This is a genomic window from Lysinibacillus sp. NPDC097231 (genome assembly GCF_044761885.1).
GTDB lineage: Bacteria > Bacillota > Bacilli > Bacillales_A > Planococcaceae > Lysinibacillus.
Map to the genome: position 1 here is coordinate 1 of NZ_JBIWDH010000045.1, position 14,976 is coordinate 14,976.

16 protein-coding genes are annotated in these 14,976 nt (G+C 38.2%); 5 read left to right on the forward strand and 11 right to left on the reverse strand.

The window, feature by feature from the left end; translation table 11 throughout:
* Positions 1 to 119 precede the first annotated feature (119 nt).
* Together ACIQXF_RS20525 and typA are read right to left on the reverse strand one after the other, a co-directional pair.
* Entirely contained in the window at positions 120 to 518 is a 399-nt protein-coding gene (locus tag ACIQXF_RS20525) for a YlaH-like family protein (protein WP_402786869.1), read from the reverse strand.
* 30 nt (positions 519 to 548) lie between these two features.
* On the reverse strand, positions 549 to 2,393 hold the full coding sequence (gene typA / locus ACIQXF_RS20530) for a translational GTPase TypA (RefSeq protein ID WP_402786871.1): 1,845 nt from the start codon (positions 2,391 to 2,393) through the stop codon (positions 549 to 551).
* A gap of 138 nt (positions 2,394 to 2,531) precedes the next feature.
* Between typA and ACIQXF_RS20535 the strand changes: the two genes are divergently transcribed.
* Positions 2,532 to 2,717: a DUF5325 family protein gene (locus tag ACIQXF_RS20535; protein WP_402786873.1), complete on the forward strand. Its 186-nt coding sequence runs from the start codon at positions 2,532 to 2,534 to the stop codon at positions 2,715 to 2,717.
* A 59-nt stretch (positions 2,718 to 2,776) separates the two neighbouring features.
* On the opposite strand, the gene ACIQXF_RS20540 is transcribed toward ACIQXF_RS20535, so the two are convergent.
* Positions 2,777 to 3,571, reverse strand: a complete 795-nt coding sequence (locus tag ACIQXF_RS20540; RefSeq protein WP_402786876.1) for an inositol monophosphatase family protein — start codon at positions 3,569 to 3,571, stop codon at positions 2,777 to 2,779.
* Positions 3,572 to 3,818: 247 nt separating this feature from the next.
* A complete protein-coding gene (locus ACIQXF_RS20545) occupies positions 3,819 to 4,016 on the reverse strand; it encodes a hypothetical protein (RefSeq protein ID WP_402786879.1) in 198 nt (65 codons plus the stop codon).
* Positions 4,017 to 4,140: 124 nt separating this feature from the next.
* On the opposite strand from ACIQXF_RS20545, the gene ACIQXF_RS20550 reads away from it, so the two are divergent.
* Both ACIQXF_RS20550 and ACIQXF_RS20555 read left to right on the forward strand, forming a co-directional pair.
* Positions 4,141 to 4,767 carry a YktB family protein gene (locus ACIQXF_RS20550; protein ID WP_402786882.1) on the forward strand — a complete coding sequence of 209 codons (627 nt, stop codon included), beginning with the start codon at positions 4,141 to 4,143 and terminating at the stop codon, positions 4,765 to 4,767.
* A 262-nt stretch (positions 4,768 to 5,029) separates the two neighbouring features.
* On the forward strand, positions 5,030 to 5,185 hold the full coding sequence (locus ACIQXF_RS20555) for a hypothetical protein (RefSeq protein ID WP_402786885.1): 156 nt from the start codon (positions 5,030 to 5,032) through the stop codon (positions 5,183 to 5,185).
* Positions 5,186 to 5,513: 328 nt separating this feature from the next.
* Here the strand turns inward: ACIQXF_RS20555 and ACIQXF_RS20560 are convergent, their stop codons facing one another.
* Both ACIQXF_RS20560 and ACIQXF_RS20565 read right to left on the reverse strand, forming a co-directional pair.
* A complete protein-coding gene (locus ACIQXF_RS20560; RefSeq protein ID WP_402786888.1) occupies positions 5,514 to 5,801 on the reverse strand; it encodes a UPF0223 family protein in 288 nt (95 codons plus the stop codon).
* 20 nt (positions 5,802 to 5,821) lie between these two features.
* Positions 5,822 to 6,781 carry an NAD(P)H-dependent flavin oxidoreductase gene (locus ACIQXF_RS20565; RefSeq protein WP_402786891.1) on the reverse strand — a complete coding sequence of 320 codons (960 nt, stop codon included), beginning with the start codon at positions 6,779 to 6,781 and terminating at the stop codon, positions 5,822 to 5,824.
* 145 nt (positions 6,782 to 6,926) lie between these two features.
* Here ACIQXF_RS20565 and ACIQXF_RS20570 point away from each other — a divergent pair, with 145 nt between their 5' ends.
* Complete coding sequence (locus tag ACIQXF_RS20570; protein WP_402786894.1) at positions 6,927 to 8,396, forward strand: aminotransferase class I/II-fold pyridoxal phosphate-dependent enzyme; 1,470 nt, start codon at positions 6,927 to 6,929, stop codon at positions 8,394 to 8,396.
* Between the two features lie 235 nt (positions 8,397 to 8,631).
* Positions 8,632 to 9,228 (forward strand): class I SAM-dependent methyltransferase, encoded by a 597-nt coding sequence (locus ACIQXF_RS20575; protein ID WP_402786897.1) that lies wholly within the window; start codon positions 8,632 to 8,634, stop codon positions 9,226 to 9,228.
* Between the two features lie 168 nt (positions 9,229 to 9,396).
* Here the strand turns inward: ACIQXF_RS20575 and ACIQXF_RS20580 are convergent, their stop codons facing one another.
* The 5 genes from ACIQXF_RS20580 to ACIQXF_RS20600 form a co-directional block, all read right to left on the reverse strand.
* The gene (locus ACIQXF_RS20580) at positions 9,397 to 10,074 is read right to left on the reverse strand and encodes an LrgB family protein (protein ID WP_402786900.1); all 678 of its coding nucleotides are present in this window, start codon (positions 10,072 to 10,074) and stop codon (positions 9,397 to 9,399) included.
* Entirely contained in the window at positions 10,067 to 10,510 is a 444-nt protein-coding gene (locus ACIQXF_RS20585) for a CidA/LrgA family protein (RefSeq protein WP_402786903.1), read from the reverse strand. Before ACIQXF_RS20585 ends, ACIQXF_RS20580 begins: the two co-directional genes overlap by 8 nt.
* Positions 10,511 to 10,844: 334 nt before the next feature.
* The gene (locus tag ACIQXF_RS20590; RefSeq protein ID WP_402786906.1) at positions 10,845 to 11,627 is read right to left on the reverse strand and encodes an SDR family NAD(P)-dependent oxidoreductase; all 783 of its coding nucleotides are present in this window, start codon (positions 11,625 to 11,627) and stop codon (positions 10,845 to 10,847) included.
* Between the two features lie 296 nt (positions 11,628 to 11,923).
* Positions 11,924 to 13,339, reverse strand: a complete 1,416-nt coding sequence (gene lpdA / locus ACIQXF_RS20595) for a dihydrolipoyl dehydrogenase (RefSeq protein ID WP_402786909.1) — start codon at positions 13,337 to 13,339, stop codon at positions 11,924 to 11,926.
* 5 nt (positions 13,340 to 13,344) lie between these two features.
* Positions 13,345 to 14,679 (reverse strand): dihydrolipoamide acetyltransferase family protein, encoded by a 1,335-nt coding sequence (locus ACIQXF_RS20600; RefSeq protein ID WP_402786911.1) that lies wholly within the window; start codon positions 14,677 to 14,679, stop codon positions 13,345 to 13,347.
* Positions 14,680 to 14,976: the final 297 nt, after the last annotated feature.

The window sequence follows — 14,976 nt, forward strand, 5'->3', positions numbered from 1 at the left end:
AGTTCTGCTCCATCTAGTTGTTATGTTCATTATAAATAAAAGTACCCTGTAAGAGAGACTTTTTTTAAGTGTCTATCTTATAGGGTACATTTTATGAATGCTAAGACTGTTTTTAAAATTTACTGATTAGTAGCTTGTTGCTCTTCTCTTTTTTCACGCCATAAACGTGTTTTATAGACGATTAAAATTAACGCTGCTACAATGAGCCCTTCAACCATTGGGAGATATAACGCAAAAAATGTTAATAAGATACACCCTAAAAACAGGAAAATATAAATAACAATATTTTGTGATAGTTTTAATTTCTTTGCAAAGCCTAGTTTATAGACAAGTGCAGATAGCAAAAACACTAGGGCAAACAGAACATAACCTGCCATATCATAGCTCGGTAAGTTTTCATATAAGAAACGCGTTACTCCTGCCATTTTTCCATAGGCATCTGCTGTTTCCTTTGCGTTTGTCTGTACAGCAACTTGAATAACATTTAGTTCACCCAATAAAGCGGACTTAATATCCAAGACTCCTCTTCCTTTCATGGAAGCAAAAAATTATTGTTCAGCGTTTTTTAATTTTTTCGCTGCTTTTTCACGTTCATTTTTGTCTAGAATTTGTTTACGAAGGCGAATAGATTCTGGTGTGATTTCTAGGTACTCATCATCATTTAAAAATTCTAATGCTTCTTCTAGTGTTAATAAACGTGGTTTTTTAATAACGTTTGTCGCATCTTTTGTCGCAGAACGAACATTCGTTTTTTGCTTCATTTTTGTAATGTTTACAGTGATATCATTATCACGTGTATTTTCACCAACAATCATACCTTCATAAATTTCAGTACCTGGTTCTACAAACAGTGTACCACGGTCCTCTACTTGCATCATACCATAAGTTGTCGATTTACCTGTTTCCATGGACACAAGTACACCTTGATGGCGTCCACCGATACGACCTGGAATATATGGTTGATAGCAATCAAAAGTATGGTTAATAATACCGAAACCTTTAGTCATTGACATGAATTCAGTTGTATATCCAATTAAACCACGTGCAGGAACTAAGAATGTTAAACGAACTTGGCCATTGCCATTGTTCACCATATCTAACATTTCACCTTTACGTGTACCGATTGATTCGATGACTGATCCAACATTTTCTTCTGGAACATCGATTTGCACACGTTCAAACGGTTCACATTTTACGCCATCAACTTCACGAATGATTACTTGTGGTTTTGATACTTGTAACTCAAAGCCTTCACGGCGCATATTTTCAATAAGGATAGATAGGTGAAGCTCACCGCGACCAGAAACAGTCCAAGCATCTGGAGAATCAGTATCTTCAACGCGTAAAGAAACGTCCGTTTGAAGTTGAGAACGTAAACGTTCCTCTACCTTACGTGCTGTTACCCATTTACCTTCACGACCTGCAAATGGCGAATTATTTACTAAGAAAGTCATTTGTAATGTTGGTTCATCGATGCGTAACGGCGTTAAAGCTTCTTGTTGTTCTACAGGACATACAGTTTCACCAACGTTGATGTCCTCCATACCTGAAACGGCGATTAAGTCACCAGCTTTTGCTGTCTCTACTTCTTCACGTTTTAAACCGAAGAAACCAAAGATTTTTGTTACACGGAAGTTTTTCACTGTACCGTCTAATTTCATCAGTGCAACTTGTTGACCTACAGAAATTGTTCCGCGGAATACGCGACCAATTCCAATACGTCCAACGAAGTCATTATAGTCAAGCAGAGCTACTTGGAATTGTAATGCCTCTTCTGAGTTATCAATTGGTGCTGGAATAGCCTCAATAACTTTTTCGAATAGACATTTCATATTTTCTTCTTGTTTAGATGGATCCGCATCCAAAGAAGCTGTACCATTTACACCTGAAGCATAGACAACAGGGAAGTCTAATTGGTCGTCATCTGCGCCTAGCTCGATGAATAGCTCAAGCACTTCATCTACTACTTCTAGTGGGCGAGCTGAATCTTTGTCTACTTTGTTAACAACAACGATTGGTGTTAAGCGTTGTTCTAATGCTTTTTTCAGTACGAAACGTGTTTGAGGCATACAACCTTCATACGCATCGACAACTAGTAAAACGCCGTCTACCATTTTTAAAATACGTTCTACCTCACCACCGAAGTCAGCGTGTCCAGGCGTATCAAGGATGTTGATACGAGTTCCTTCATAGTTTACTGCTGTATTTTTAGCTAAAATCGTAATACCACGTTCGCGTTCAATATCATTAGAGTCCATTGCACGTTCTTCAACACGTTCGTTTGAACGGAATGTACCTGATTGTTTTAGTAATTGGTCGACTAAAGTAGTTTTACCATGGTCAACGTGGGCGATTATTGCGATATTGCGAAGATCTTGACGTAAGTTTGTCATTATTCCACTCCATATTCTTTTTTCGAATGTTTAACTGTGATATTATAGCACAAGAAGGATAGAAATGTCCTTATTAGAATTTCCATCATTCTAAAAAATATATTTGAATTACAAATTTTTAATATAGGAGGCTCGGCTATGAATCGTGCAAAATTCGTAATGGCCATTTACGCATTAGCAGCTGTTTTAGCAATGTGTTCTATTGGATATTCTGTAGCAGCTAGTAGTGGTTTTGGTATAATAGCAGGCATTGTGGCAACTTGTGTCATTTTCATGACAGCCTTTAAAATGAAACGCAAATTGCGTGAGCAAGGTTTACTTTAATTAAGAAGTATATTTATCAAATACGAAGGAGCCTGTCTAAAAATAGACGGCTCCTCTTATTATTCGTATGGGACAATATATTTTTCTAGTAACTCTTTATGAATGGAAGGATTCGCAATAATAAAAGTATCCTGATGTAAGAAATCAAAACTCTCACCGTGTAAATTTGTGGCGATGGCACCAACTTCCTTAGCAATAATAGTACCTCCAGCAATATCCCAAGGTGATAATCGCATAGATACATAGGCATCTAGTTTACCACTAACAACAAACGCTATTTCCATCGCAGCAGAACCATAAGACCGTGTACCACGTACTGTTCGAATCATGTCTATTACTTTTTCATGGTGAATATGTCGATTTGGTGCTACCCAGTGTGCGTTTATGCCAATAACTGATTCCTCTATTTTTACTGAAGGTAATTTACGTAATGGTGATTCATTGTACCATGCACCTTCGCCTGCTATTGCATAAAATAAGTCTTCACGCATTACATCAAATATGTAACCCAGTTTGCCTACTCCATTAATAAAAATGCCGATAGAAATCATAAAATGGCGATGTTGTTTGACAAAATTCATTGTGCCATCAATTGGATCTATAATCCAAACGACGCCATCCAATGTTTCTACATTCTCCCCCATCCCCTCTTCTCCTAATATTCTGTGGGTCGGGTCAAAGGCTCTTATTTGTTCTATGAAATATAATTCTGTCTCGCGGTCAATATTTGTAACAAGGTCATTTGCGCCTGATTTTGTTTCGATGACTAGATTGTACGAAAAGGCCTCTCGAATGCGGCTACCCGCTTCAAATATAATACTTTTAGCAAATTGATCAATTTGTTGTAAATTCATAATAACCCACCCTTCGATTATAAGAAAAGGCTCTATACTTTAGCCCTTCTTAAAATACTTACACCTATCTAACCACTAAAAATTGTGCTTATGCCATCATTTCTCACGATGATATATTAAATATGAAGCACATAATACTTTCCTGAAAATGTATGATATAGTGTCTATTTTACCCTTTATAACAATAAAAATCACCTGCTGTCGGAATATTCAGCAAGTGATTTTTCAAATTGGTATAAAATTTTTCTTACGCATAGGCGTGCAAACTTTCAAGTTCCATCTGAATTTCAACCAGACGTTTTTTACTTTTTTCAATTTCAAACTCATTTTTTTCATTCATCGCAGAAAATAGAGAAGCTAATTCATAATCTAATTCTAATTGTAAAATGTGTTCATATTGCTTTTCAATGTCAACTTTACGTATAATTTTTACGATTGGTTTCATAAAAATCACTTCCTTTTTTTATTTTTTTACAAAAACTTATCAAATTTGATAAAGTTCTTGTTATAAGATTTTTTCCCATTTCCGTAATAAAATAAACCTTATAAATCGAAAGGAGTTAATAAAATTGTCGAAAATAAAGTGGACTAACAAAGACTTTAATGTTTTTCAAATAGACGGTTTAGAACAGAGAATGGATGGATTAAATTCTTGTGTACGACCAAAATTCCAACTTCTTGGAGATGATTTTTCTTCCTTCTTTTCAAGTCATCTTGGCGAAGAATTTTACCCTCATGTTGCCAAGCATGCTCGAAGAACTGTTAATCCTCCAAATGACAGTTGGGTTGCCTTTGCCCCATACAAAAGAGGTTATAAATCATTACCTCACTTTCAGATTGGTCTTTGGAGCACACATTTATTCATCGTCTTAGCTATTATTTATGAAGCTCCACAAAAAAATGTGATGGCAGAACGTTTAATTACCAATAAAACATTGCTAAAGCAACTTCCTGATGATTTTATTGTGTCAGGAGATCATATGTCTCCCTCTGCAATCTCCTTACTAGATGCAAAAGAGGACAAGCTTGATGAATTACTTCTTCGTCTGCGTGATGTTAAAAAAGGTGAGTTTTTAGTAGGTCGCCATATTCCAAGAGAACAAGCAATCAAGCTGTCAGCTAGTCAACTTCATCAATTAACGGAAGAAACCTTTAGCCGCTTACTCCCTATTTATAACATCATTGTCGGAAAATAAGTTTGACGGATTGTGCTTTAAGTTTTGTGACATAATAACTAAAACAATTTTCACTGACTAAACCTTATATTTATATATTGTGGAAAATTTACGTTATTATCCCCATAACTGATAAAAAGGTAAATTTATTCGAGGAATATTCATGCTGATGATGGTTTGAGGGAATTATTCCATGCTTTTCGAAAAAAATCTGGGAAAATGCATTATCAATTTCGCCTTGGCGTAATTGCGTCCGGATGCTTTGGGCCAACAAATGTTTTCTGTGCGAAAACGTAGTGTTAACGCAGTAGCAGCAAAAGGGTTTTGTCTGTGCGAAAGCGTAGCGACAGCAACAAAAGGGTTTTGTCTGTGCGAAAGCGTAGCGACAGCAACAAAAGGGTTTTGTCTGTGCGAAAGCGTAGCGACAGCAACAACATGATGTTGGTCACTCAGTCGTTGACACAGCACGTGGCGTTCTTAGACTGAGTTCCTCTATTTCAGTAGGTGTTTGGACGCCCACTGAAAAGGAACCAAAACTGCATTCATCTCACTACCTGCAGAGGTAGGAGTCATCTGTATCTGCGCTGTCGCTATGCTTTCGTGCATAAAACATTTGCCGCTACGCTTTCGATACAAAAACCATTTGCTGAATGAAGATAAATCGATGTTTATGTAGTATATGAAATACGCTTATTTTTAACACCAAGATAGTGTAAAGCTATAAGGTAAAAAAATGAGGACGTGAGAAATACTCACGTCCTCATTTTTTATCGACGTTGCTTCGGGGCAACTTTAATAATCGTACCATCCGTTGCTTCTTTCGCTTGTTTAACAACAGGGTAACTCACATAACCACTTGCTTCTTCAAATTCACGAAAAATTGATTTTTCTTCAGCCTGTGAAGGGACAATTTCTTTAAAGCGACGGTATTTTGCCATCATTACTTCACGCTTGATGCCTTTTTCATAGGCTTGCTCAATTCCTTCAAAAAATTGAACAACATCAACAATTTCCTCAGTTGACCAATCAATTGAAAACGGATAAGAATATTCCATTGGACATAACCACCTTTATATTACTGTCCCCATTTTACTCGGATACTTTCTGCTTCTGCAACCATTCGAGTGATAAGTTCCTCAACCGTTGGAATGTCATGAATCATTCCTGTAACTTGTCCAGCCCAGCCAATCCCTTCATCTTTCTCACCATCATAAATAAATCGCTTATTTGCTTTCCCACTAATATAATCTTTCAATGCCTCATAAGTAGGTGTAGTGCGCTCAATTTCTAATATCTTTTCCGTAAATTCACTGCGTAATGCTCTTGCTGGTGCCCCTATAGAGCGCTTTATAACAGTCGTATCTGCCTCAGAACTTACGAGTAAGGCTTCTTTGTAAGCCTCTGAGGCATCGACACATTCCTTTGTCGCTATAAAACGCGTACCCATTTCAATTCCCTCTGCTCCTAGTGAATGTGCTGCCATCCAGCCGCGGCCATCACCAATTCCACCAGAAGCAATAACAGGAATTTTCACACTATCTACTACTTGTGGAACAAGCACCATTGTCCCTATATCATCGCGTCCAAGATGACCTCCACCTTCTTGACCAACTACCATAACAGCATCTGCGCCTAGTTGTTCTGCCTTTTGAGCTTGTCTACGTGCAGCAACTAGTACTAATTTCTTTATATCTGTTCCTGCCAATATATCGAAAATGGGTGCAGGATTTCCTCCAGTCATCGTAACTACTGGTACCTTTTCTTCTACTGCAACACGAACCATATCCTCATAACCAGTGCCATACATACCAATAGCAAAATTTACACCAAACGGTTTTTCAGTTAATGTTCGTACTTTATGAATTTCTGCGCGCAATAAGTCAGGATCTCGTAAACTCATTGCGGTTATTTGCCCCAGCCCTCCAGCATTCGACACCGCTGCTGCTAAATCAGCATATGCTAAATAGGCTAATCCCCCCTGAATAATTGGGTATTTAACATTTAACAGTTCCGTTACACGTGTATTCCAATTCATAGTACCTCCCCTTTCGTACTAATATTAACTTCTCTAAATCATCAAAAAAATCCTTTTAATTTAATGTAAAGTCTATTTTTTCATGTCGTTAGGTGCTATAATTCATTTGTTTTCTTAAATATTAAAAAGTGAGGTGGTACCTGCGTTGTCACAATTAGAGACTCCATTGTTCGACGTATTACTAAAACATCGGAACAGACATCCAATTCAGTTCCATATTCCAGGTCATAAGAAAGGTCATGGTATGGACCCTGCTTTCCGAGAATTCGTCGGCGACAACGTTTTATCAATTGATTTAATTAATATTGCTCCACTAGACGATTTACATTCACCAAAAGGCGCTATTAAAGAAGCGCAAGCACTTGCTGCAGATGCCTTTGGTGCTGATCATACATTTTTTTCCGTCCAAGGTACTAGTGGCGCTATCATGACGATGATTTTGACCGTCGTCGGTCCAGGTGATAAGATTCTAGTGCCAAGGAATGTTCATAAATCCATTATGTCGGCGGTTGTTTTCGCTGGTGCAATCCCGATTTTTATTCATCCCGAAGTAGATAGCGAATATGGTATTTCTCACGGAATATCTCCTGAAGCTGTCGAAAAGGCTTTACATGCTTACCCAGATACAAAAGCAGTCCTAGTTATTAACCCAACCTATTATGGCTTCACAGCTGATTTAAAACGCATTGTCGAAATCGCTCATAGCCGTAATATCCCGGTGGTAGTAGATGAAGCACATGGTGTACATATTAAATTCCATGATGACTTGCCATACTCAGCAATGGAGGCAGGTGCCGATATGGCAGCTACAAGTGTGCACAAACTTGGTGGCTCCATGACACAAACATCCATTTTAAATGTACGTGAGGGGCTTGTTTCTGCAAAACGTGTACAAGCTGTTTTTTCAATGCTAACTACTACATCAACATCTTATCCATTACTTGCTTCACTTGACACAGCTCGACGTCAGTTAGCGATTCATGGTTATGATTTAATCGACGATGCACTCCGTTTAGCAAAGGATGCACGTAAACGTATAAATCAAATTCCGCATTTAAAATGTGCAGGGAAGGAAAAATTACATTCATCTGCAACTTATGATATGGACCCTTTAAAACTTCTTATCAGCGTGAAAGATTTGGGAATTTCTGGACATCAAGCTGAGGAATGGTTACGTCATAATGCAAATATCGAAGTAGAACTGTCTGACCTATATAATATTTTATGTTTGGTGACATTAGCTGATACAAAAAAAGAGATTAATCTTCTGGTGAATGCACTAAATCGTATGTCAAAAGCATTTGATTCAGAGGCTGCTATTACTGAAGCAGTTGTTAATGTTCCAGAGATCCCAGCTCTCGCCATGTCTCCACGTGATGCTTTTTATGCAGATACAGAAGTGGTTCCACTTGCAGAAGCTGATAACTGTATTTGTGCAGAATTTATTATGGTATATCCTCCTGGTATTCCGATTTTTATTCCCGGGGAAATAATTACTCAAGAAAATATTCGTTATATTCAAATGAATATTGAAGCTGGTTTACCAGTACAAGGACCCGAGGATACATCATTAAAGACAATTCGTGTTATAAAAGAACGTAAGCCAATTATTTAAAAATTACAAGCTACCTCTTCGTTATGAAGGGGTAGCTTATTTCAATTATAAAACGCCGTCGAAAGAATACCCGGGTTAGGAAAAACAAGCTGCCAATACCTTAACTAATTCCACTTTCGCTACATTTAGAAATGGGAGATTGCTAAGAACGCCTTCTGCCAAGTAAAGATAAATGAGCAAAAAATTCGATTCTTCGTTGTGCTTTACCTACAATATTTAGAAAAGGAGTGATGGAATGAATACATGGGATCAACAATTTAAAACAGCCAAATATGTCTACGGCGAGCAACCGAATGCTTTTATTAAAGACTATGTACATTATTTAAAAGATACTCAAAATGTGGCTGCATACGCAGAAGGTGAGGGGCGAAATGCCGTATTTTTAGCTTCAAAGGGGCATACTGTAACTGCCTTTGATTATGCTCAAAGTGGTCTTGAAAAGACGGAACAGCTGGCAAAAAAACATAATGTTACAGTCCATACAAAGCTTGCAAACTTACTTCAAGATGAATTACCAGTAGAAATGTTCGATGCTGCTATCATGGTGTTTGGTCATTTTCCAGCTGAACAGCAACTTGAAGTGTTTAAGCGGATTATAGATTCCGTAAAGCCAGGGGGTAGGATTATGATGGAATTGTATTCTATTTATCAACTACCTTACGCTTCAGGCGGACCAAAGAAGCTTGATTTTTTATATGATCCATTAAACGTTCTTACATGGTGTCAACCTCACAAAATTATCCATTTTTTCACAGGCGAACAAGTACGAAATGAAGGTATACTGCATACAGGACTTGCACATACCATTCAATTTATTATCGAAAAAAATTAAAAAGGAGGCTGGGACATAACTAAATGCTTCCTTCGTAAAGCAGAATAATCTCTAAATTAACAAAACACGATAAATAGAAAAACCGAACTATTCCAAAACACTTCATGAGCGTTTCATTGGATAATTCGGGTTTTTTGTTGGCTGAAACGCCTTTGTCTCAGCTCTTTTTTACATAAATAAATAAACAAATAGAGGACAAATAAATGCGCCTATAATTGCAGATAAGCCCATCGATAACGAGCCCACTGATAATTCTTGCTCTCCATATTCTCTTAATTTAACAAGCCCTACACCATGTGAAGCACTACCTACTGCAACACCTCTGCTAACAGCTGAGTCAATTTTACCGTATTTAATGACTAATGGTCCGATAATAGCGCCTACAAAACCTGCTAACATTACTAATACAGCTGTTAAAGGTGGAATACCACCAATCGTTTCGCTCACCTGCATGCCAACCGGTGTCGTTAATGATTTAGGCAAGGCCGTCAACATCCAGCTATCACTGACACCAATCCATTTTAGCATAACAAAAATGGTCAATATACCAGTAATCATGGCAATAAAAATGCCTGATAAAATAGAATACTTGTATTTCATAATAATCTCACGCTGATTATATAAAGGATACGCGAGTGCTACAACTGCTGGACCTAGCATTTTTTGTAGCCACTTTCCTCCCTCCATATACGTTGAATATGGAATATGAAAGACTAATAAAATGACTGCACTAACGATGGTTGTCGTCACTAGCGGGATCATTAGAGGATGTGGGAAACGCTGATAAAGTTTTGTAAATAACAAAAACATCACAATGGTGCCAATGACAACAATGATTTCAGTCAACGGTTAATTCCCCCTTTCCATCCTCTACAATGGTCTCTGTTTCTTTCTTGGCCAGCTCTTTTTTCTCGATTAATTGACTAAGCAATCCCGTAACATAAATAGAGATTAATGTACTTGCTATAACAGCTAAAATAATTAACAGGCCAGTAGTTGATATAAGTTCAGGATAGTCAATTACTCCCACTGTTGCTGGAATGAAGAACAATGTTAATACGCCAATTAAAAAGCCTGCTCCATCTTGAATATATTCTACCTTAATTATTTTAAGAATGAGTGAAAGTGCTAATAATAGTAATCCAATGACACTTCCTGGAAGAGGCACATGTAATACAGACACAATGCCTACGCCCATGTAATAAAAAATATTGAGTATTCCAATTTGGACAATAATACGAACAACTCTCATTAACATCGTAGCAAATTTTTCGTTCAACATTTCGCCACTTTTCACCCCCTATTACGTTTATTCTACAACTGTAGGAATTTTCTGTCTATTACAATTTTAGAAAAACAATAAAAAAGAAGATTGCTCAATAACACTTTGAGCGATCTTCTTTCGATATACGAGATAAGGAGAAGTCTCAATCAGTGCAGGTTCCCTCTCATCTCCATCGGAATAGAGGAACCCCAAGCTCAAACCTTCACATCCAGTGAAAATGCTTGTGTGATCAGTATCCTATTCCCTCGAACCAATCGTGCTTATATGGGTAGCTGGTCTCCCTTATATATTTCCTTTTCTGAAAAAATACCACTATCTTAGCCACTCTTTTTTATAAAGCATGTCCTGAACCACCATCAATATTTACTGAAGTGCCTGTCACATAACTTGCTGCATTAGATACTAAAAATGTAATGACATTTGCCGCTTCTTGAGTGTCTCCTACACGTGCAAGCGGAATTGCTTGGCCTACTTTACGAGAATAATCTTCCCATGACAGCTCTGGCGCTTCCATTTTCCACATCTTTTCAATTTGATCACTGCGAATCAAGCCAATACAAACAGAATTTACGCGAATATTGTCTTGCCCTAGGTCCTTACTCATGGCCTTCGTTAATGCAAGCCCTGCCGCACGACTTACAGTAGTAGGAAGTGAGTTTGCTGGTGGTGTTTTAGCCATTACTGCAGATACATTAACAATTGCACCCCCACCAGCCTTACGCATATGAGGTGTAGCATATTTCGAACAGTTGACAGCGCCAAATACTTTTAAATCCAAATCAGCTTGCCATAGCTCACTACTTACCGATTCAAATGGATTAGCAGAAGCTGTACCTGCATTATTAATAAGAATATCAAGACGGCCAAAATGTTCTACTGCTCGCTCTATTAAGTACCTACAATCCTTTTCCTTTGTAATATCAGTCGGTACAATTAAAACATCCTCGCCAGTTTCATTTTTAATACATCCAGCGGCCACTTGGAGCTGCTTTTCACCTCGAGCACATAGCACAACCTTCGCTCCCTCTTTCACAAGCTGCATCGCTGTATAATAACCAATTCCCTTACTTGATCCTGTAATAATTGCTACTTTCCCCTTTAACCCTAGTTCCATTTTCATCACCCCAGTTTTTTGGTTCAACTTCAATTGTTCAGTAGGCCTCATAATAATTAAAAGTCTAGCAGTGAGTTTCCTACTTTAATCTGTAATTTGGTAGGTTCTATTTGTTGCTTTGCTTAGATCTATCCGTCACTCTAATAGATCTATCCTTTAAACTCCCTACTCCTATCTATAACTCGAACTATATTTTTTGAATATTCATTCGATATAGTTACTTTATCAAAATTACGAGTAATATACAAAAAACGGCTACAAAGCAAATGCTTTATAACCGTTTTAGTTGTTTCGAGTTATTTTTTAGTTACGATATGGATTGGGTTGCCAAGTAATACTTCAGCAGTTTCCATCGTAATTTCACCTAATGTTGGGTGAGCATGGATTGTTAATGCAAGATCTTCAGCAGTCATACCGCCTTCAATTGCTAAGCCCATTTCAGCGATCATATCAGATGCACCAGCACCTACGATTTGAGCACCGATTAATAAACCGTCTTCTTTACGCGCAACAAGCTTCACGAAACCTTCTGTTTGGTTTAATGCAAGCGCACGACCATTTGCTGCGAATGGGAATTTCGCTGCAGAGTATTCGATGCCTTCAGCTTTAGCTTGGTCTTCGTTGTAACCAACTGTCGCCATTTCTGGATCTGTGAAGCACACAGCAGGAACAGCTAAATAGTCAACAATTGATTTTTCACCAGCGATTGCTTCAGCAGCAACTTTACCTTCGTAAGATGCTTTATGAGCAAGTTGAGGACCTGCAACGATATCACCGATTGCATAGATATTTGGAATATTTGTACGACATTGTTTGTCAACATTGATAAGACCGCGTTCACCGAATTCAATACCGATTTCAGCAAGGCCCATTTCATCTGTATTTGGACGACGACCAACAGTAACTAATACATAGTCGGCTTCAACTTTTTTCTCTTCTCCGCCAACTTCATAAGTTACAACTACGCCGTTTTCTGTTTCTTCAACGCCTTTTGCAGATGCGTTAACTTCAATTTCAACGCCTTTCTTTTTAAGGCCTTTTTTCACGATTTGTGTCATTTGTTTTTCAAAGCCAGCTAAGATATCTTTTCCGCCTTCGATAATTGTTACTTGTGAGCCAAGGTTAGCATAAGCAGAACCTAACTCTGTACCAATATAACCTCCACCGATAACAACTAATTTACCTGGAACTTCTTGTAAAGAAAGTGCCCCAGTAGAATTTAGTACGCGGTCAGAGAATTTAAATGTTGGAATTTCAACTGGGCGAGAACCTGTTGCGATAATAACATTGTTAAATGTGTAAGTTTGAGCAGATTCACCATTGATGATACGCACTGAATGAGCGTCAACGAAATAAGCTTCACCTTGTACAATTTCTACTTTGTTACCTTTAAGTAAGCCTTCAACACCGCCAGTTAATTTTTTAACAACGCTGTCTTTAAATGCTTGTGCTTTTGAGAAGTCTAATTTCACATCAGAAGCGATGATACCCATGTCATCTGAATGTTTAGCATGCTCAAAACGGTGACCTACTGAAATTAATGCTTTAGATGGTATACAACCTACGTTTAAGCACACACCACCAAGTACATTTTTTTCAACGATTGTTACTTTTTGGCCAGTTTGAGCTGCACGGATTGCTGCTACATATCCTCCAGGACCTGAACCAATGACAAGAGTATCTGTTTCGATTGGAAAATCTCCTACTACCATTTTTGTTACGCCTCCATTAATAATAATTCTGGTTCACTTAACAAACGCTTTAAGTGATTTAAAGCATTTTGCGCAGTGGCTCCATCAATCATACGATGATCAAAGCTCAATGATAATGCTAACACAGGTGCGGCTACAATTTCACCATTTTTTATTACAGGTTTTTCTGAAATTCGACCAATACCTAAAATCGCTACTTCAGGATGATTAATTACCGGAGTAAACCATTGTCCTCCTGCAGAACCGATATTCGTAATGGACATCGAAGCGCCCTTCATTTCATGTGGTGCAAGCTTGCCTTCACGTGCTTTAGTCGCTAATTCATTAATCTCATTAGATACAGCAAAAACAGATTTACGATCTGCGTGCTTAATAACTGGTACTAGTAAGCCTTTTTCTGTATCTGCAGCAATACCAATATTGTAGTAATGCTTTTGAATAATTTCTTGTGTTGCATCATCTAAAGAGCGGTTAAATTCTGGGAATTCACGTAAAGTTGAAATAAGCGCTTTAACTACGTATGGTAAATACGTTAATTTGACACCTTTTTCAGCAGCGATATCTTTGAATTTTTTACGATGTGCTACTAGAGCTGTTACATCGACTTCATCCATTAGTGTAACATGTGGAGCCGTTTGTTTCGAGTGAACCATCGCTTTTGCAATCGCTTTTCGAATGCCAGACATTTTCTCGCGTGTTTCTGGGAATTCGCCCTCAAGGACTACTTGTGGTGCTGCTACAGTTGTTTCTTGTTGAACAGCTTCTTCGTTCGCAACTTGTGCTACTTCAGCTTCTACATTGCCTCCACCATTTAAGATATTCTCAATATCTTGTTTTAAAATACGTCCATTTTTGCCTGTACCTTTAACTTCATGAATGTTGACATCATTGTCTCGGGCAAATTTACGTACTGAAGGCATTGCAATGACACGCTTATTCTCTTCAACAACAACTTCAGTTTTTTCAGGAGTTTTCTCTGGAGCCTGCTCATTCTCAACAGGTGCCTTCGCTACTTCTTTACCAAACTCAGCTGTCGCTTGAACTTGTGCTTCTGTTTTCGCTTCGGCATGGTCATCACCTTTTAGCTTTAAGTCTTCATAGCCAGGTGCATCAAAGCGGATTAAGACATCACCAACAACTGCTACTGTGCCTTCTCCTACTAAGACTTCCTCTACAGTCCCTTCAACTGGTGAAGGGATTTCCACCACTGCTTTATCGTTTTGTACTTCACAAAGAATATCGTCTTCTTTTACTTTATCTCCAGCTTTAACGAACCATTTCACGATTTCGCCTTCGTGAATACCCTCGCCAATATCCGGTAATCTGAATTCAAATGCCATGTGTACCCATCCTTTCTATTCACCGTTCTTCATGTTTAGAAGCTACAATCAATTATGCCTCGGCATAATTGCGTCCGGGATCGGCTTTGTGCTTAGGCCTGCATGATGCAGGTCAGTTAGCCGTTATCGCATGGATGCGATGATTTTAGGCTAACATCCTTTAGCACTCCTCTCCGATTCCGTGACATCCGCCGGAGGCTTTAACTTCTTTCAGCGGATGTTTGGACACCTACTGAAGTGACTTTAAACCGCATTCATCTCACCACCTATAGAAGTGGGAGACTTCTGCTGAAAGAA

Bases quoted from the DNA above. Each gene is read 5' to 3' on its own strand.
- typA (WP_402786871.1), bottom strand. From the start codon at position 2,393: ATGACAAACTTACGTCAAGATCTTCGCAATATCGCAATAATCGCCCAC.
- ACIQXF_RS20535 (WP_402786873.1), top strand. From the start codon at position 2,532: ATGAATCGTGCAAAATTCGTAATGGCCATTTACGCATTAGCAGCTGTT.
- ACIQXF_RS20540 (WP_402786876.1), bottom strand. From the start codon at position 3,571: ATGAATTTACAACAAATTGATCAATTTGCTAAAAGTATTATATTTGAA.
- ACIQXF_RS20545 (WP_402786879.1), bottom strand. From the start codon at position 4,016: ATGAAACCAATCGTAAAAATTATACGTAAAGTTGACATTGAAAAGCAA.
- ACIQXF_RS20560 (WP_402786888.1), bottom strand. From the start codon at position 5,801: ATGGAATATTCTTATCCGTTTTCAATTGATTGGTCAACTGAGGAAATT.
- ACIQXF_RS20565 (WP_402786891.1), bottom strand. From the start codon at position 6,781: ATGAATTGGAATACACGTGTAACGGAACTGTTAAATGTTAAATACCCA.
- ACIQXF_RS20575 (WP_402786897.1), top strand. From the start codon at position 8,632: ATGAATACATGGGATCAACAATTTAAAACAGCCAAATATGTCTACGGC.
- ACIQXF_RS20585 (WP_402786903.1), bottom strand. From the start codon at position 10,510: ATGTTGAACGAAAAATTTGCTACGATGTTAATGAGAGTTGTTCGTATT.
- ACIQXF_RS20590 (WP_402786906.1), bottom strand. From the start codon at position 11,627: ATGGAACTAGGGTTAAAGGGGAAAGTAGCAATTATTACAGGATCAAGT.
- lpdA (WP_402786909.1), bottom strand. From the start codon at position 13,339: ATGGTAGTAGGAGATTTTCCAATCGAAACAGATACTCTTGTCATTGGT.
- ACIQXF_RS20600 (WP_402786911.1), bottom strand. From the start codon at position 14,679: ATGGCATTTGAATTCAGATTACCGGATATTGGCGAGGGTATTCACGAA.